At 70.7% G+C, this 18,077-nt stretch carries 16 protein-coding genes; 6 read left to right on the top strand and 10 right to left on the bottom strand.

Features of this window, described 5'->3' with window-relative positions; translation table 11 throughout:
• Positions 1-148 precede the first annotated feature (148 nt).
• The 3 genes from A4W93_RS09875 to A4W93_RS09865 are packed head-to-tail and all read left to right on the top strand — an operon-like array spanning position 149 to position 4,589.
• Positions 149-874: a hemerythrin domain-containing protein gene (locus tag A4W93_RS09875; RefSeq protein WP_085750449.1), complete on the top strand. Its 726-nt coding sequence runs from the start codon at positions 149-151 to the stop codon at positions 872-874.
• Positions 875-884: 10 nt separating this feature from the next.
• Positions 885-1,790, top strand: coding sequence for a c-type cytochrome (locus A4W93_RS09870; RefSeq protein ID WP_085750448.1), 906 nt, complete (start codon positions 885-887; stop codon positions 1,788-1,790).
• A gap of 33 nt (positions 1,791-1,823) precedes the next feature.
• Positions 1,824-4,589 (top strand): immunoglobulin domain-containing protein, encoded by a 2,766-nt coding sequence (locus A4W93_RS09865; protein WP_169726526.1) that lies wholly within the window; start codon positions 1,824-1,826, stop codon positions 4,587-4,589.
• A gap of 34 nt (positions 4,590-4,623) precedes the next feature.
• On the opposite strand, the gene A4W93_RS09860 is transcribed toward A4W93_RS09865, so the two are convergent.
• The 6 genes from A4W93_RS09860 to A4W93_RS09835 all read right to left on the bottom strand — a co-directional run bounded on the left by A4W93_RS09860 (position 4,624) and on the right by A4W93_RS09835 (position 8,569).
• The gene (locus tag A4W93_RS09860; protein ID WP_237357741.1) at positions 4,624-5,547 is read right to left on the bottom strand and encodes an FAD:protein FMN transferase; all 924 of its coding nucleotides are present in this window, start codon (positions 5,545-5,547) and stop codon (positions 4,624-4,626) included.
• Positions 5,548-5,654: 107 nt separating this feature from the next.
• The gene (locus A4W93_RS09855; RefSeq protein ID WP_085754112.1) at positions 5,655-6,830 is read right to left on the bottom strand and encodes a DUF3570 domain-containing protein; all 1,176 of its coding nucleotides are present in this window, start codon (positions 6,828-6,830) and stop codon (positions 5,655-5,657) included.
• The gene (locus A4W93_RS09850) at positions 6,817-7,110 is read right to left on the bottom strand and encodes a DUF4266 domain-containing protein (RefSeq protein WP_320409216.1); all 294 of its coding nucleotides are present in this window, start codon (positions 7,108-7,110) and stop codon (positions 6,817-6,819) included. Before A4W93_RS09850 ends, A4W93_RS09855 begins: the two co-directional genes overlap by 14 nt.
• Positions 7,107-7,622 (bottom strand): TlpA family protein disulfide reductase, encoded by a 516-nt coding sequence (locus tag A4W93_RS09845; RefSeq protein ID WP_085750445.1) that lies wholly within the window; start codon positions 7,620-7,622, stop codon positions 7,107-7,109. Before A4W93_RS09845 ends, A4W93_RS09850 begins: the two co-directional genes overlap by 4 nt.
• Positions 7,623-7,785: 163 nt before the next feature.
• Positions 7,786-8,037 (bottom strand): GlsB/YeaQ/YmgE family stress response membrane protein, encoded by a 252-nt coding sequence (locus A4W93_RS09840; RefSeq protein WP_085750444.1) that lies wholly within the window; start codon positions 8,035-8,037, stop codon positions 7,786-7,788.
• A gap of 52 nt (positions 8,038-8,089) precedes the next feature.
• A complete protein-coding gene (locus tag A4W93_RS09835) occupies positions 8,090-8,569 on the bottom strand; it encodes a VOC family protein (protein ID WP_085750443.1) in 480 nt (159 codons plus the stop codon).
• A gap of 169 nt (positions 8,570-8,738) precedes the next feature.
• On the opposite strand from A4W93_RS09835, the gene A4W93_RS09830 reads away from it, so the two are divergent.
• A complete protein-coding gene (locus A4W93_RS09830) occupies positions 8,739-9,896 on the top strand; it encodes a response regulator (RefSeq protein WP_085750442.1) in 1,158 nt (385 codons plus the stop codon).
• Positions 9,897-9,914: 18 nt separating this feature from the next.
• Complete coding sequence (locus A4W93_RS09825) at positions 9,915-12,998, top strand: response regulator (protein ID WP_085750441.1); 3,084 nt, start codon at positions 9,915-9,917, stop codon at positions 12,996-12,998.
• A gap of 12 nt (positions 12,999-13,010) precedes the next feature.
• Here the strand turns inward: A4W93_RS09825 and A4W93_RS09820 are convergent, their stop codons facing one another.
• The 4 genes from A4W93_RS09820 to A4W93_RS09805 form a co-directional block, all read right to left on the bottom strand.
• A complete protein-coding gene (locus tag A4W93_RS09820; protein ID WP_085750440.1) occupies positions 13,011-14,270 on the bottom strand; it encodes a response regulator in 1,260 nt (419 codons plus the stop codon).
• 14 nt (positions 14,271-14,284) lie between these two features.
• The gene (locus A4W93_RS09815; RefSeq protein ID WP_085750439.1) at positions 14,285-14,653 is read right to left on the bottom strand and encodes a hypothetical protein; all 369 of its coding nucleotides are present in this window, start codon (positions 14,651-14,653) and stop codon (positions 14,285-14,287) included.
• An 82-nt stretch (positions 14,654-14,735) separates the two neighbouring features.
• Positions 14,736-16,028, bottom strand: coding sequence for a mechanosensitive ion channel family protein (locus A4W93_RS09810; RefSeq protein WP_085750438.1), 1,293 nt, complete (start codon positions 16,026-16,028; stop codon positions 14,736-14,738).
• 54 nt (positions 16,029-16,082) lie between these two features.
• The gene (locus tag A4W93_RS09805; protein ID WP_085750437.1) at positions 16,083-17,018 is read right to left on the bottom strand and encodes a histone deacetylase family protein; all 936 of its coding nucleotides are present in this window, start codon (positions 17,016-17,018) and stop codon (positions 16,083-16,085) included.
• Positions 17,019-17,136: 118 nt separating this feature from the next.
• On the opposite strand from A4W93_RS09805, the gene A4W93_RS09800 reads away from it, so the two are divergent.
• A complete protein-coding gene (locus A4W93_RS09800) occupies positions 17,137-18,066 on the top strand; it encodes an AAA family ATPase (RefSeq protein ID WP_099959887.1) in 930 nt (309 codons plus the stop codon).
• Positions 18,067-18,077 lie beyond the last annotated feature (11 nt).

Raw genomic sequence — 18,077 nt, 5'->3', positions numbered from 1 at the left:
CACCCGAAGGGGGTCCCCCCATCCGGGTTGGCCCACCGGTTCCGGCTCCGATGGCTCCTTCAGGCGATGACCCATGGCCCCCTCGCGGGAACACTGCCCGACATGCCGAGCCATCCCGTTCGGCCTCAGCCCGAATGGAGTTTCCAGCATGCAACCCACCCTCACCCCCCGCCCCGCCGCACCGAACACCGCGCCCCGCATGGACATGTACGTCGCGATCCACAAGGCCCTGCGCGGCTTCATGACCGAGACGCTCGCCCGCGTGGGCCGCATCGACGTGCTCGACGACGACGAGATGGCCCGTTGCCTCGGCCAGCTCGACGACCTGCTCACGTTCTGCGAGGGCCACGTGAAGCACGAGAACGAGTTCATCCACGCCGCCATCGAGGCCCGCCAGCCCGCCGGCTCGGCCCGCACGGCCGACGACCACGAGGACCACCTCGAGACGATCGGCGTGCTGCGCAACCAGACCTTCGCGTTGAAGGCCGCCGTGCCGGCCACGCGTTTCACGCTGGCGCTGCGCCTGTACCGCCACCTGGCCCTCTTCGTCGCCGAGAACCTGCACCACATGCACCTCGAGGAGACGGCCAACAACGCGACGCTGTGGGCGCTCTACACCGACGAGGAGCTGCACGCGATCCACGACCGGCTTCTCGCGAGCATCACGCCAGCCGAGCAGATGGTGGTGGCCCGCTGGATGATCCCCGCGCTGTCGCCGTCGGAGCGCGCCGGCCTGATGAGCGGCATGCGCGCCGGCATGCCCTTCGAGGCCTTCGCCGCGGTGCTCGAGATCGTGCGTCCGCACATCGACGCACCGGGCTGGGCCAAGCTGATGCGCGCCCTCGGCCTCGCCGCTCCCGTCAAGTTCGCCTGAGGCCGCCACCATGAAGACCTGGATCAAGCGCAGCCTGGCCGGCGTCGTGGGCCTCGTGGCCTTCGCCGCCGCCGGCCTCGTGGTCGGTGCCCATCTCGGCGACCGCAAGATGGCCCGTCGGATCGACGTGCACGTGGAGCCGGTGGCCTGGCGCACCGACGAAGCGTCGGTCGCCCGCGGCCGCTACCTCTTCGCATCGCGCGGCTGCACCGACTGCCACGGCGACAACGGCGCCGGCAAGGACGTGATCAACGACGGCAAGGGCATGCACGTGCGCGCGCCGAACATCACGCCCCACCCCGGCTCGGTGGTCTCGGGCTACGGCCCGGCCGACTGGGACCGCGCCATCCGCCACGGCATCAAGCCCGATGGCCGCCCGCTGATCATCATGCCCAGCGAGGACTACGCCCGGCTGACGAACGACGACCTCGCCGCGCTGGTGGCCTACGTCCGGCAGATGCCGCCGCAAGAGGGCGTGCCGGCCCACATCGCCCTGCCGCTGCCCGTGCGGGCGCTGTATGCCGCCGGGCTCATCCGGGACGCCGCCGAGAAGATCGACCACACCCTGCCTCCGTCGCAACCGGTGCCGGAAGGCGTGAACGCGGCCCATGGCGCCTACATCGCCAACGCGTGCATCGGCTGCCACGGCGCCACGCTGTCGGGCGGGAGGATCCCGGGCGGTCCGCCGGACTGGCCCGCCGCCGCGAACCTCACGCCCGGCCCCGGCTCGGCCATGCCCGCCTACCGCAACGCCGCGGAGTTCACCGCGATGCTGCGCACCGGCCGCCGCCCCGACGGGTCTCCCGTGAGCCCCGTGATGCCGTTCGGCTCGCTCAAGGAACTCAACGACACCGACGCGCAGGCCTTGTACCTGCACCTCCAGGCGCTGCCCGCCGTCCCCGCCGGCCAGCACTGACCCCACCCCTTCGCTCCACACACCATGAAACCGATGAACCGATTCCTCTCCTGGCTGGCGATCGCCACCAGCTCCGCGTTTTTCGTCGCCTGCGGCGGCGACGACGCCCCCATCACCGACACGCCGGCCGCCCAGACGGCCACCGTGACGGGCCGCATCGTCGAGACCGACACGGACGAGCCGCTCGCTGGCGCCCGCGTCACGGCCGGCGCACGTTCCACCACCACCGCCGCCGACGGCACCTTCACGCTGCCGGGCGTGACCCCGTCCGACCGTGCACTGGTGAAAGCCGAGGCCGCGGGCCACGGCCCGAACTCCGCCTTCGTGGCGCTGGCAGCCAACGGCACGGCCGACGTCAGCGTGCGCCTGATCAAGCTCGCGCCCGCCACCACCTTCGACGCCGCGACCGCCGCCACGCTGACGAGCCCGGGCTCGAACGCGCAGGTGCAGCTGCCCGCCGCCGCGCTGGTGGACGCCGCCACGGGGGCGGCCGCCGCCGGCACGATCTCGGCCAGCCTCACCGACATCGACCCGGCGAGCGACCCCGAGCGCATGCCCGGCAACTTCACCGCGCTGCAGGCCGGTGCCGTGCGCACGATCGAGAGCTTCGGCGCGATCAAGGTGGACCTGCGCGACGCGGCGGGCAAGCGCCTGAACCTCGCGGCCGGCAAGACGGCCACGATCCGCATCCCGCTGTCGACCCGTTCGCCGAACCCGCCGGCCACCGTGCCGCTGTTCCACTTCGACGAGGCCACCGGCCGCTGGATGGAGGAAGGCAGCGCCACGCTGAAGACCGGCGACGGCGAGCCCTACTACGAAGGCACCGTGAGCCACTTCAGCTACTGGAACGCCGACATGGTCGCCGAGACGGTGGAACTGGAGGGCTGCGTCGTCGACGGCAACGGCCGCCCGGTCTCGGGTGTGCAGGTCAGCAGCAGCGGCGTCGACTACTCGGGCCGCAGCACCGCCTTCACGAACGCCGAGGGCCGCTTCACGATGCAGGTGCGCAAGAACGCCACCACCGGCGTGTGGGCCGCCACGAAGGACCGCATCACCGCCATCAACGAGGTCGAACTCGAGGAATTCGGCGGCGCGATGAAGGGCTGCATGGTGCTCGAGGCCGCCACGTCGCCCATCCCGGGCAAGCTGTCGCCGAAGGTGATGATGAACCCGCGCAACACCACCGTGCAGGCCGGCGACGCCGCCATGTTCACGGCCGTGGTCGAAGGCACGCAGCCCATGACCTACTCGTGGACGCGCAACGGCGAGCCGGTGCCCAACAGCAACACCAGCGTCCTCTTCGTCTACCCCACGGCCAGCAGCGACGACGGCGCGGTCTACAAGGTCGTCGCGAAGAACGTCGCGGGCGAGATCGCCAGCAGCACCGCGGTGCTCACCGTCACCACGACGGCCATCGCGCCGCAGATCCAGCTGCAACCGCTGCCGGTCACCGTGACCGCGGGCGAGAACGCCACGTTCGTCGTCACCGCCAACGGCAGCGGCCCGCTCGCGTACCAGTGGAAGCGCAACGGCGCCGACATCGCTGGGGCCAATGCCGTCGCCTACACCTTCGCCGCCACCGATGCCGACAACGGTGCCACGTACAGCGTGACCGTCTCCAACGCCTCGGGCCAGGCGACCAGCAACGGCGCCACGCTGACCGTGGTGCCGGTGAACGCGCCGCCCGCCATCCAGGTGCCCCCGGCGAGCGCCGTGGTGGACCAGGGCGAGAGCGTGACCTTCGGCGTCACGGCCCAGGGCAGCGGCACGCTGGCCTACCAGTGGCAGCGCAACGGCGCGAACATCGCCGGGGCCACGTCGCCCACCTACACGATCGACGAAGTCACCGCCGCCGACCACCAGGCCTCGTTCCGCGTCGTCGTGACCAACGCCGTGGGCAGCACCACGAGCGCGGCCGCCGTGCTCAGCGTCAACACCGGCGCCGTCGACCAGAAGGACCGCATCCTGAAGCTGTTGGGCAACTGGGCCGTGGGCCTGACCGCCTCGGGTTCGCCGCTCGAGATCGCCGACGAGGACTTCAAGGTGAAGCCGCTGAACACCGTCTGCCAGGCCGGCACCGTGGCCCCGACGCTCGATGGCGCCGCGCCCACCGCCGGCCAGGTGCTGCCGCTCGGCAACCACACGCTGGCCGCGACGTTCACGGCCTGTGACACCAACGGCGCCACGTACGACGGCCGCACCAGCATCGCCTACCAGTTCGCGGACACCGCGCACCGCAACGGCGTCGCGCAGTCCACCGTCACCGACTTCGTGCACACCGGCACCGACTACGTGGGCGACGAGACCGCCGTGCGCGCCAATGGCCAGGCCCGCATCGAACTCGACGGCAGCCTCGTGGGCACCACCGAGACGATCAAGCTGCGCTTCATCCCCGCCGCCGGCTTCACGCTGACGGACGTGGCCACCGGCGTCGCGTCGAGCGCCGTCAGCGGCAACGCGCTGCTGCACAACGTGCTGGTGTCCGACACGATGAAGCTGACCCGCCAGGAGTTCGCGGCCTACACGTTCAGCCGCGGTGGCGTGACCTACGTGCTCGACGGCTTCGTGCAGTTCGAGTTCACGAGCCCGATCTCGATCGTGGGCAGCGGCACCGTGACCCTGAAGGCCAACGGTGTCGACGTGGCGCGCATCACGGCGACCGCCACCGGCTACGGCGTGGAGGTGCTCAACGGCGGCGTGCCGGCGAGTGCCGGGTACGTCGCCGCGGCCTCGGGCGAACGCGTGAGCGCACGCAGCAAGGTGTCGAAGGTGAAGGTGGCGCCGCAACTGCGCCGCTGATCCCACGCACCGCGTGACCGAGCCGGGCGGGCCCTCAGGGTCCGTCCGGCTTTTCCCTGTGCAGGTGCCCGCCCGCATCCACCGTCAGGAAGGCCACCCCCTGCCCCCGCAGGAAGTCGTGGGCCTCGTCGCCCATCAGCATCGCGATGGTGGTCAGCGCCCCGGCCGCGAGGCACGCCGGCCCCACCACGCTCACCGACTGCCAGCGCGTCACGGGCCAGCCGGTGCGCGGGTCGAGGATGTGGCAGTAGCGCCGGCCGTCGACCTCGAAGCTGCGTTCGTAGTCGCCGCTCGTGGCCAGCGCACCATGGGACAGGTCGATGCTCGCGACCACGTCGCCGGGACGGCGCGGGTGGGCGATGCCGATCTTCCACGGGTGACCGCCTGGGTGCGGCCCCACCACGCTCACGTCACCGCCCAGGTTGACGGTGCCACCGGCGATGCCGGCTTCGTGCAGCACGGCCGCGGCGCGGTCGGCGGCGTATTCCTTCGCGAAGCCACCGAAGTCGAGTTCCATGCCGGGGCGGCGCAGCGCGAGCGACTCGCCGTCCCAGTCGGCCTGGAACCAGCCGATGTCGGGCAGCAGCGCGTCCACCTCGGCGGCGGACGGCACGCGGGCCGCCTTGAAGTCCCACACGCGGCGCAGGATGCCGGACGTGATGTCGAAGCGGCCGGCGCTGGCCTCGTACAGCGTGTCGGCGAAGCGCAGCAGGCCGGCCGTCTCGTCGTCGACCGCGATGCGTTCGCCGGTGCCGGCGGCCGCGTTGATGCGCGAGACGATGCTGTCGGGGCGGTAGCGCGAGTACTTCGCCTCGATGCGGCGCACCTCGCCGATGGCCCGCTGCGCGGCGGCCTCGGCCAGCACCTGGGAATGCGCACACACGCGCAGCTGGCACACGGTGCCCATCGCGTCGAATTCGAAGCCGAAGTCGGGGATCATCGTCGGAGTGTCGCCCACTTGAGTGTCATCCCGGCGCAGGCCGGGACCCTGTGCCTTCGCGGGTCCGCCCAGGGTCCCGGCCTGCGCCGGGATGACGTGCTTTTTTCCTGCGCTCGCGCGCCGGGTCAGAACGCCTTGCTCACCCCCACCTGCACCATGTCCGCATACAGCGGATCGATGCCCGGCGACCCGCTCCCCCCGAGCTTCCAGTCGCTCTTCTGCGTGTACCGCTCGTACTTCACGTCGCCCGTCCAGTCCTCCCAGCGCAGCTGCAGCTTGATGCCGAGCGTGACGGCGCCGAAGGCGGACATGCGCTGGTCGGTGGTGGCGAACGTGGGCGAGCCCGGGCAGAACGGGAACACGGCGGGGTCGGACGACGGGTCGCAGTAGAACTTCGCCGCGCCCTGAGAGTAGTAGCGCAGCGACGGCGTGACCGACCACCATTCGGCGAACGGCTGCACCCACGCGGCCTCGACGGTGTGGGCCGCGATGCCGAAGCTGTCCTTGTAGAAGCGGTAGCTGCTGCGCAGCGTGCTGCCGAGCGGCACCACGTGGTGGTTCCAGCGCGCGAGCAGCGTGCCCTGGTTGCGTTCGTCGGGCCGGCGGTCGGCCGACTTGTACGGGTCGTTGAAGTAGCCCGCCCCATGGCGGTACCCCAGGTTGACCTGCACGATGTCGTTCGCGCCCAGCACCTGCGTGACACCCGCCATCACCTCGTTCGTGCGGCGGCGTTCGTCGAGCGCGGGGTCGTCGGTGGAGCCGATCTTGTCGCGCGTGGCGGCGGCACCCAGGTGGAACGTGGTGTTGTTGTCCTCGGTGGCGTAGCGGCCCTCGAGGGACACGGCGCTGGAGTCGTAGTCGTTCTCGCTGGACGTGGCCACGCCCACCGCCACGGCACCGCGGGAGAAGTGCCGCGTGACCTTGACGTCCCCGGCGTTGCGCTTGTCGCTCATGCCGCCGGGGGCCTTCGTGGCGCCAGACACCGACGAGTAGTAGCGCGGCGTGGCGCCCGACACGTCGTCGACGGTGGCGCCGGCCTCGACCGACCAGTCGCTGCCGATGGGCACGACGAGCAGCACGGACGGGGCCTTGACCGTGATGCGGTCGAACTTCGCGCCGTCCGGCTTCGGTTCGCCCGGGTACTGGGTGTCGTTCTTCTGGAAGTCCCGGTAGTACAGGTACTTCAGCGCGATGCTGCCCTTCTCGGGCGCGCTTTCGGCGTGGGCCGCGGGCAGTGCCGTCACGCTGAGCGCGGCGGCGACGATGGAGCCGATGCGAAGGGGGCGATCAGTTGCAGCCACAGCCGCCTCCGCCCACGCCGGTGCCGCCACTCGCGTTTTCCTTGCTGGCGTACACGTGTGCCGCGTTGCGCTGCTCGAGCGTGTCGTGGCCGAAAGTCATCTCGGGTTTGGCGAGGTTGCCCTTCTCCCAGGCCTTCGGCAGCCCGTCGGACGCGCAGCCCGCGAGCATCACCGCGACCACCGCGGACACCACCACCAGCACCGCCGACAGCACCATGGACCGCACCGATGCGCGGCTGGTGAAGCCGCCGTCGTCGAACTGGGATTCGCCGGGGGTCATCGGACCACCGGCAGCGCCGCCACGATGGCCGCTTCGAGCGCGGCCCGCTGGTCGGCACGGAAGCCCGTGTGCACCTGGATGACCTTGCCGTCCGGGCCGATCAGCACCGAACTGGGCATCCCCTTGACCTGGTAGCGGCGCGCGGTGTCGCCCTTCGGGTCGAAGGCCACGGCGAACGACGCCGGCACCTGCGACAGGAACTTCGTGGCTTCCGCGCTGTCGTTGTCGAGGTTCACCCCCACCACCTGCAATCCCCGGGGCCCGTACTTGGCCTGCATCTCGTTCATCCACGGAAACGACTGGCGGCACGGCCCGCACCACGAGGCCCAGAAGTCCACGTACACGAGCTTGCCCTGCAGCCGCTCGAGGTTCACCGGCGCCGCGCGCCCGGCCAGTTCGATGGCCGGCGCCGCCTGCCCCGGCTCCACCGCCCGGGCGTTGCTGGTGGCGAACGCGAGTGCCGCGGCCAGCACCGCCGTGACGGCGAACCCTCCCCCGATCAACTTGTTCATGTCGGAAACTTCCCCTTACTTCCGTGGACTTCGGCGTCCTCGGCCGTTTCTGTAGCAGGACGCTTGCCAGGGGGAGGAACGGGGGAAAACGGGCGCAAAAGGTCACCCGGCCGCCGAGGGGCTGCCGGGATTTGTCAGACGACCCGGGGAAGCAGGCGAAAAATCAGGCCTTCCGCTTCGCCAGCAGTCCGTACACGAACAGCACGATCAGCGCCCCGACCACGGAGGCGACGAGGCCGGCGCCCTGGCCTTCGCCGTACCAGCCGAGGGTTCTCCCCAGGAAGTTGGCCACCACGGCTCCGACGATGCCGAGCACGGCGGTGAGGATGAAGCCCATCGGGTTCGGGCCCGGCATGAGGGCTCGGGCGATGAGGCCCGCGACGAAACCGATGAGGATGGTCCAGAGGATGCCCATGGGATGCTCCTGAAGCGAGAGGAAACCCGTTGAACGGAGGATGGGCCCGACTTCAGCCCCGCACGGCCGACTCGATGGCCGCGACGTCGATCTTACGCATGGTCATCATCGCCGCGAAGGCCCGCGTGGCCGCCGCGCGGTCGGCGCCGGTGAACGCATCCGTCAGCACCCGGGGCGTGATCTGCCACGACAGGCCCCAGCGGTCCTTGCACCAGCCGCATTCGCTCTCCTGCCCGCCGTTGCCCACGATGGCGTTCCACAGCCGGTCCGTCTCGGCCTGGTCGTCGGTGGCGATCTGGAACGAGAAGGCCTCGGTGTGCGGGAACACGGGACCGCCGTTGAGCCCGATGCAGGGGATGCCGGCGACGGTGAAGTCGACGGTGAGCACGTCGCCTTCCTTGCCACCCGGGAAGTCACCCGGCGCCCGGTGGACCGCACCCACCTTGCTGTCCGGGAAAGTCGCGGCGTAGAAGGTCGCCGCATCGAGGGCGGCACCGTCGAACCACAGGCAGACCGTGTTCTTGCTGATCATGGGCGACTCCTTCGGGAGGGGTGGATCCGGGCCGCACAGTATGTTCCGCCCGCATACCCACCGGCCCGGCAGGGAGGAAGGCGCCCCCGATTGCCCCTTGGTGCAGCCCCCCGCCAGCGGGCAGGCAACGTTGTATAACTGCGCCATCACGTCAGCCGGGGAGGCTGCAATGAGCCTGGATTTCGACGTCATCCGCCGCCCGACCCTCCTGGTCGTCGACGACACGCCCGACAACCTCATGCTGATGAGCAACCTGCTCAAGGACCGGTACGTGGTCAAGGTCGCGAACAACGGCGAGAAGGCGCTGAAGATCGTCCGCACCGGCGAGCCCCCCGACCTGATCCTGCTCGACATCATGATGCCCGGACTGTCCGGCCACGAGGTGGCGCAGCAGTTGGTGGCCGACTCGAAGACCCGCGACATTCCGGTCATCTTCCTGACCGCGCTCGCCTCCGAGGAGGACGAGATGATCGGCCTCGGGCTCGGCGCCGCCGACTACATCACGAAGCCGATCCGTCCGGCCATCCTGCTCGCCCGGGTCGAGACCCACCTCAACATCAAGGCGGCCGCCGACTTCCTGCGCAGCCAGAACGACTTCCTCGAACAGGAGGTGGCCCGCCGCACCCGCGAGGTGGCCGCGATCCAGGACGTCACCATCCTCGCGATGGCCTCGCTCGCGGAAACGCGCGACAACGAGACGGGCAACCACATCCGCCGCACGCAACACTTCGTGAAGGTGCTGGCGGAGCACCTGCGCAACCACCCGCGCTTCGCGAAGGTGCTCGACGACCACACCATCGGACTGCTCTTCAAGTCGGCGCCGCTGCACGACATCGGCAAGGTGGGCATCCCCGACCGCATCCTGCTGAAGCCGGGCAAGCTGACGCCGGAGGAGTTCGAGGTCATGAAGACCCACACCACGCTCGGCCGCGACGCCATCGAACACGCCGAACTGCAGCTCGGCGCCGACGTGGCGTTCCTGCGCCTGGCGAAGGAGATCGCGTACAGCCACCAGGAGAAGTGGGATGGCAGCGGGTATCCCGAAGGGCTGTCCGGCGACCGGATCCCGGTGTCCGCCCGGCTGATGGCCGTGGCCGACGTGTACGACGCGCTGACCAGCCGCCGGGTCTACAAGCCGGCCATGCCCCACGAACAGGCCCTCGGCATCATCCGGGACGGGCGTGGCAGCCACTTCGACCCGGACGTCGCCGACGCCTTCCTGGCCTGCACCGAGCAGTTCCGCGAGATCGCGCAGCGCTTCGTCGACACCGACCACGACATCGCCCGCAAGGCCGACGTGCAGGCGGTCGCCGCCGGGCTGCCCTGAGCCGCCGGCGCGAGTCGAATGCACAAGCCGCGCCTCTTTGCCGCCCTGCTCGAACGCCTCACGCTGCAGTCCAAGCTCGTGCTGGGTTTCGGCACCGTGCTGGTGTTCGCCGTGGTGCTCGGCATCCAGGGCCTGCTCGTGCAGCAGCAGTTCAGCCGTGATTTCGAACTGCTCCAGGCGAAAGAGGTCGTGGGGGTTTCCCGGGCCAAGGAGGCGGAGATCCAGCTGGGGCACATGGTGCTCGCGCTGCACAAGGCCGGGGAGGCCCGCGACGAAGCCGCGCGCGAGGCGCTCCTGGGCGAACTGGAGGCGAGCCGCAGCCAGTTGCGCCTCGCCACGAGGCAGCTTCGAACCACCATCATGCAGCGCGAGAACGACGAGCGCCTCGGCGAGTTCGAGGCCTTGCTGACACGCATCGACGCCATCGCGAGCGAGGCCGCCGACCTGATCCGCCTGGGGCTGCTGGACGAAGCCCGGGTCTTCATCGATGGCGGCGTGCTGGAGGATGTCACGCGACGGGCCGACCGCCTGATGGGCGCCATCGCCGCCACCAAGGAACTCAACGCGGATGTCGCGTCCCGGGACATCCGCACCTTCGTGACACGCCAGACGACGCTCTCCATCGCCCTGCTGGTGGGGGGACTCGGGATCACGCTGCTGTCGTCCTGGGTCATCGGGCGCTCCATCCGGCGTCCGGCCGCGCGGGTTCGCAGGGCGGTCGAGACCATCGCCCTCGGCCAGCTCGACGCGCCGGTTCCGCACACCGACCTGCCCAACGAAACCGGCGACCTCGCGCGGTCGGTGGCGGAGCTCCGCGACAACCTGCAGCGCCAGGGCACCGCGCTGGAGGCCCGCCAGGCCGAGCTGCTGCGGGCCCGGGTGGTGGCCGAGGAAGCCACGCGCGCGAAGAGCGATTTCCTCGCGAACATGAGCCACGAGATCCGCACGCCGATGAACGCCATCATCGGCATGAGCCACCTCGCGCTGAAGACGCCGCTCGACAAGCGCCAGCGCAACTACATCGAGAAGGTGCACCGCGCGGCCGAGAACCTGCTGGGCATCATCAACGACATCCTCGACTTCTCGAAGATCGAGGCCGGCAAGATGACCCTCGAGCAGGTGCCGTTCCGGCTCGAGGACGTGCTCGACGAGATCGCGAACATGGTGGGCCTCAAGGCCGAGACCAAGGGACTCGAGCTGCTGTTCGACGCGCCGGCCACCCTGCCCTCGGCCCTGGTGGGCGACCCGCTGCGCCTCGGCCAGGTGCTGATCAACCTCGGCAACAACGCCGTCAAGTTCACGGAGGCCGGCGAGGTGGTGGTCGACGTGGCGGCCGAGGAAGAGGACGACACCGGTGCGACGCTGCGCTTCCGTGTGCGCGACACGGGCATCGGCATGACACCCGAGCAGACCGGACGCATGTTCCAGGCCTTCAGCCAGGCCGACAGCTCCATCACCCGCCGCTACGGCGGCACGGGCCTCGGCCTCACGATCTCGAAGCAGCTCGTCGAGATGATGGGGGGGCGCATCTGGGTCGAGAGCGAGGCGGGCAAGGGATCCACCTTCCAGTTCACCGCGCGCTTCGGCCGGCAGGCCGACGCGCCGCGGCGGCGCATGTTCAAGGCAGACGAACTGCAGGGCCTGCGCACGCTCGTCGTCGACGACAACTCGAGCGCCCGCGAGATCCTGTCGTCGATGGCGACGGGCTTCGGGCTCCGCGTGGACCTCGCCGCCAGCGGCGAGGAGGCGCTCGCCCAGGTGGCCGAGGCCGCCCGCCGCCAGCAGCCGTACGGCCTCGTGCTGCTCGACTGGAAGATGCCCGGCATGGACGGCGTGGAGGCCGCACGGCGCATGGACGAGCAGCTGCCAGGACACGCACCCGCGGTGATCATGGTCACTGCCTTCGGGCGCGAGGAGGCGCTGGTGGAGGCCGAGCAGCACGGGGTGTCCATGCCCGTCGTGCTGACCAAGCCCGTGATGGCCTCGACGCTGCTGGAGGCCATCGGCGACGTGCTCGGCAAGACCCTGATCGGCGAAACCCGCTCGCGCGAACGCTCCGACCGCTCCGCGGCCGACATCGCGCAGCTGGCCGGCGCCCGCGTGCTGCTCGTCGAGGACAACGACATGAACCAGGAACTCGCCACCGAGCTGCTGGAGTCGGCCGGCATCCAGGTGGTCATCGCATCGAACGGCCAGGAGGCCCTGGACGTGCTGGCGGCGGATGCCGCGTTCGACGGCGTGCTGATGGACTGCCAGATGCCGGTGATGGACGGCTACACGGCGACGCGGCGGCTGCGTGCGCAACCCTCGTTCCGCAACCTGCCCATCATCGCGCTCACGGCCAATGCGATGGCGGGCGACCGCGAGAAAGCGCTGGACAGCGGCATGAACGACCACCTCGCCAAGCCGCTCGACGAGGCGGTGATGTTCGCGACGATGGCGAGGTGGATGCGCCCCCACCCGTCCGCGGCACCGGCCCCCGCGACACGGCCGGGCGAGGACGAGGACGCGGTGGAGATCCCCGAGCTTCCCGGCATCGACCGCACGGCCGGCCTGCTGACCTGCCAGGGTCGGCGCGCGCTCTACCGCCGCATGCTGCTCAAGTTCCGCGACTCGCAGGCGGCCTTCGACACCACCTTCGCCGCGGCGCTGGCCGGGAGCGATCCCACCGCGCCGGAGCGGGTCGCGCACACGCTCAAGGGCACGGCCGCGAACCTCGGCGCCACCGCCCTCGCCCGGGTCGCCGGGGCCGTCGAGGCGGACTGCCGGGCCGGACGCCGCGGCGCCGACCTGGACGACGGGCTCGCGCGCGTGCGGAACGAACTGGAGATCGTGATGGCCGGTCTGCGGGGCCTCGATGCCGCCGCCGCGCCGGCCGCCTCGGCGACCGCGCTGCCGGTCGAGGAACTGCGCGAACGCATCAACCAGCTGCGCCAGCGCCTCGCCGAAAGCGACCCCGCCGCGCTCGACCTCGCCACCGAACTCGACGACCTGCTGGGCGACCACCCGGAACACCGGACCGTGGTGCGCCGCATCTCCGAGAAGGTCAACGACTTCGAGTTCGACGACGCGCTGGCCCTGCTCGACGGCTGGACGCCCTGACGGGGCGTGACGCTAGCGCAGCGGCGGCGCCCTGCCCTTCAACGCGCGGCACAGCGCCCGCTTCAGCGCCCCGATGGCGACGGGCTTGCTCAGGAAGTCGTCCATGCCGTGGCGCGCCGCGACGGCCGCGTCGTCGCCGGCCGTGAACGCGATGATCGGAAAACCCGGCAGGTGGCCCAAGCGTTGCTGTGCCTTCAGCCGGCGCGTGGCCTCGTAGCCGTTCATCACGGGCATGTCGACGTCCATCAGCACCGCGGCGGGGCTGTTCGCCTCGCACGAGGTGACGGCTTCCTGGCCGTTGGCGGCCGACCGCGTGCCGTAGCCGAGGATGCGCAGCAGGCCCTCGGCCACCGCGACGTTCACCTCGTTGTCGTCGGCGACCAGCACCACCGGCGGGGCCAGCGGCTGCAGCGGCGCGGGCCGCGAGGCACCGCCGTCTTCCTCGGCCCGCGGGCTCGTGAGGTCCCACAACTCGGACGGCAGCAGCGGCACCACGCGGATGGCCTCGTCGATGCCCTCCGTGCCGATCACCTCGGCGCCGGCCGTGACGGCGAGCAGCACCTGGCTGTCGGGATGTTTCCGCTTCGCGGCCTCCAGCCGGCGCAGGCCGGTGCCCTGCGGTTCGAACAGGATGATCGTCTCCGGCGGGTGCACGAGCTTCGCCTGCACGACGAGGGCCGCGTCGGCGTCGGTGCCGAGGATCGTGGTGTCCCAGCCCAGGCGCCGCAGCCGGCCGGCCAGGCCCTCGGCGGCCTCGTCGTCCGGGTGCACGAGGAAGACCGAGGCGCCGTGCGCATAGGGTGCGGGCGCCCGGCGCATGTGACCGTCGACTTCGAACTTCACCTGCAGCATCACCTGCGACGCCGACGGTGCCGAGACCGAGATGTCGGCACCGATGAACGGGCAGGTGCTGTGGGCGAACGCGCCGGACGGATCCTGCTCGAGGGAGAGGTGCTCCATCCGGGCCCGCGCCTCGGCGCCGTCGGCCAGTTCTCCCGCGGCCACCAGCGTCAGGGTGACGCGGACTTCGTCGCGTCCCGCCACGGGCTCGGCCCGGGCGAAGAGGTTCAGCGTGCCCTTCAGCAGCAGGTCGGCCGCCGCGGCCATCACCCGCTGGAAGCACCGCTGGTGGGCATCGGCGTCGCCGTGGATCTCGGTGGGACCGCCGACGTAGTCGAAACGGTAGGAACCGCCGCGCGCCACCACCTGGGCCACGACGGGGCGCGACGTCAGCGTCACCAGCTCCCCCATGTCGAACACGCTGAAGGGCATGGGTGCTGCCCGGCTCACGTGGCGCGTGACCTGGACGCCGGCGCGGGGTCGGAGCCTTCCATGGTGGCGCCGTCCGCATCGGCATCGTGTGCCGGGGACGTCTCCTGCCATGCGGCACGCGCGCCCCAGGTGGACTCGGTTCGCGGGGCCGGACGGCCGGGTTCGGCCGACGCGGCCTTCAGCGTCTGCCAGACCACCGCACCACCGCCCAGCACCGCAGCCAGGCGGACGATGGTGCCCAGCGACAGCAGCCCGCTGCCCACGAGGGCCAGCGCGGCGCCGCCACCGATGCGGGCCAGTTCGGCGGACGTCAGGCCGGACGCGATGTCGGACAGGCCGGTGGCGAACGATTCGGCGTCACGGGAAGTGGATCGGGTGTCCATGGGCAACTCCTGGAAGAACGGGATCGCCCTGAAGGGCAATCGGCGCTCCCGCCCCCCCGCTCCCCCGGCGCTGCCGGCCCCGTCAGCCGGTGCGGTCGTCGCCCGGCAACCCGCGCAAGCCTTGCAGCAACACCCGCTGCGGCCCCGGGAACTCGACCTTCTCGGTGGCCAGTGCGTCGAGGATGGCGAGGTTGACCTCGGACTTCACCCGGTCCTGCTCGCGGTTCGGGTCGGTGAGCCAGTACTTGATGGTCAGCTCCATGCCGTTGGGCACGAAGTTGGTCAGCTGCACCACGGGCGAGGGCGTCGAAAGCACCCGCGGGTTGCCGGCCAGGGCCGATTCGAGCTTGGGCTGCAGCGCGCGCACGTCGGTGCCGTAGGCCACCTGCACCACCACGCTGATCAGCACCTGAGACTCGGCGGTGGCGAGCGAGGCGTTTTCCACGCGCTGCGTGATCAGCATCTCGTTCGGCACGATGGCCTCGCGGCCGTTGCTGGCGCGGATCACGGTGTAGCGCGTGCGGATGTCGGAGATGCGGCCCTCGAAGTTGTCGACCTTCACCACGTCGCCGATGCGCAGGCTGCGTTCGGCGAGGATCACGAAGCCGCTCACGTAGTTGGCCGCGATCTTCTGCATGCCGAAGCCGATGCCCACGCCGGCCGCGCCACCCAGCACGCTCAGCGCCGTCAGGTTGATGCCCACGGCCGACATCGCGAAGATGAGCCCGAGGAACAGCAGCACCACGCGCACGAGGTTGGCCGCCACCTTGCGCAGCGACAGGTCGTTGCCGGTGCCGCGCACGAGCTTCTTCTCGACCGCGGCCGACAGCCACAGCGACAGCACCATCACCACCGCCGCGGTGAGCGAGCCCTCGATCATCGTGCGCACCGACACGTCCGCCCCGCCGATGCGCAGCGTGAACCCCTCGAGTTCCTCGAGCAGCGCCGGCATGATGCCGGTGATCCACAGCACGGCGACGATCCACGCGAGCCACGAGATGGTGCGTTCGAGCGCGCGGGCCACCGGCGACGCCGGGAACGCGTACGTCATCACCCGCACCGACAGCCGGATGGCCGCGAGCGACAGCAGGATGGGCACCGCCACCTTCAGCACCGCGGCCTGATGCGCCTCGGGCAGCAGGAAGCGCCCGAGCAACGCGAAGAGCAGCGCCACCACCGGGAACAGCACGCCGTCGATGGTGCGCCGTCCGAACAGCACGGCGCCCTCCACGGTGAGCATCCGGCGCAGCAGCGTGCAGACGACCCAGGAGCCGCCCAGGCAGGCGAGCAGCACGCCCGCCTCGCGGAGCGCGGCCAGCGTGGTGAACGCGGACAGCACGTCGCGGAGGTCGGCGAAATCGAAGGAGGCGTTCATGGGCACAGGTGTCGGCAATGGCCGCCACGGCGGCCGCGGATCAGGTCGAGAGGCTCAGAGATCGGCCAGCACGCGCAGGTGCGTGGCCACGCTGCGCGCCAGGGCGCCGAGCGCGTAGCCGCCTTCGAGGCACGACACGATGCGGCCACGGGCGTAGCGGTCGGCCACCTGCTTGATGCGGCGGGTGATCCATTCGTAATCGGCCTCGACGAGGCCGAGCTGGCCCAGGTCGTCTTCCCGGTGGGCGTCGAAACCGGCGGAGACGAAGATCATCTGGGGCTTGAAGTCTTCCAGCCGCGGGATCCACATCATCTCGATGACCTCGCGGATTTCTTCGCCGCGCGTGTACGGCGAGATGGGCACGTTGACCATGTTGTCGCCCAGCGGCACGCCGCCGCTGCCCGGGTACAGCGGGTGCTGGAAGAAGCTGACCATCAGGATGCGGTCGTCGCCGGCCACGATGTCTTCCGTGCCGTTGCCGTGGTGCACGTCGAAGTCGACGATGGCCACGCGCTTCAGGCCCCGCTTGTCGAGCGCGTGGCGCGCGGCCACCGCCACGTTGTTGAAGAAGCAGAAGCCCATCGCCTGGTTGCGCGTGGCGTGGTGGCCCGGCGGGCGCACCGCGCAGAAGGCGTTGTCGACCTCGCCGTCGATGACGGCATCGGTGGCGGCCACCGCGGCGCCGGCGGCGCGGCGGGCGGCCTTCCAGGTGGCGGGGCACAGCACGGTGTCGGGGTCGACCGCCCGCGGCTCGCCGGAGGCTTCCGCCTGGCGCATGCGGTCGCTGATCTCGGCGACGTAGCGGGTGTCGTGGGCGAGGTCCAGCTCGGCGAGGTCCACCAGCGGGGCGTCGCGCTGGTCGAGGGCGACGTCGAGGCCCGTGGCGAGCAGGTGGTCGCCGATGGCGGCGAGCCGCTCCGGACACTCCGGATGCCCGCGGCCCATGTCATGGGCAGCGCAGTCGGGGTGGCTGTAATAGGCGGTAGCCATGCGTGTCTCGGTTCGATGTTTCGGGTATGGTGCGTGCCATGACACGCCCAGCCCCCTGCAGTTTGCGTCCGTTTTCCAGGTTGTTTCTCGTACCGCTCCCGGGCCGGGAGGCCGTTGCATGCTGAATGCCGACCTCGCGCCCCGGCTCACCCGGCTCGTCGACCAGATTAGCACGATCATCGTCGGCAAACGCCCCCACATCCGCGACTGCGTCGCCTGCCTGCTCGCCGGCGGCCACCTGCTGATCGAGGACGTGCCCGGGGTCGGCAAGACCACCCTCGCCCACGCGCTGTCCGTGTCGCTCGGCCTGCGCTTCTCCCGCACGCAGTTCACCGCCGACCTGATGCCCTCCGACCTGATCGGTGTGAGCGTCTACGAACGCAGCAAGGAAGCCTTCGTGTTCCACCCGGGCCCGGTGTTCGCGCAGGTGCTGCTGGCCGACGAGATCAACCGTGCCGGCCCGAAGACCCAGAGCGCGCTGCTCGAGGCCATGGAGGAGCACCAGGTGACGGTCGAAGGCGAGACGCGGGCGCTGCCCGCGCCGTTCTTCGTGATCGCCACGCAGAACCCCACCGACCAGCTGGGCACCTACCCGCTGCCCGAATCGCAGCTCGACCGCTTCCTGATGTGCCTCACGCTCGGCTACCCGGACCAGGCAAGCGAACGCGCGCTGCTGGCCGGCACCGACCGGCGCGAGGCCATCCACGCGCTGTCGGCGGTGATGTCCCCCGAGGAGCTGGTGGCCGCGCAACAGGAGGTGCTGAAGGTGCACGCGTCCGACGCGCTGCTCGACTACCTGCAGGCCCTCATCGCGGCCACGCGCAGCGGCAAGTGGTTCGTCGACGGGCTGAGCCCGCGCGCGGGCATCGCCATCCTGCGCGCGGCCAAGGCCATCGCGCTGCTGGACCAGCGCGACTACGTCGCCCCGGACGACCTCCAGGCCATCCTCCCGCAGACGGTCGCCCACCGACTGGTGCCCGTGGCCGGTGCCGGCCGCGGCCCGCGTGAACAGGTGCGCGCGATGCTCGAAGCCGTGCCCGTACCCTGAGAATCCCTGCC

Origin of the sequence: Piscinibacter gummiphilus (assembly GCF_002116905.1) — a bacterium.
In the GTDB taxonomy this organism is placed as follows: Bacteria; Pseudomonadota; Gammaproteobacteria; order Burkholderiales; family Burkholderiaceae_C; genus Rhizobacter; species Rhizobacter gummiphilus.
The sequence above is the reverse complement of the archived record's forward strand: the minus strand, read 5'-3'. Positions and strand labels throughout refer to the sequence as shown.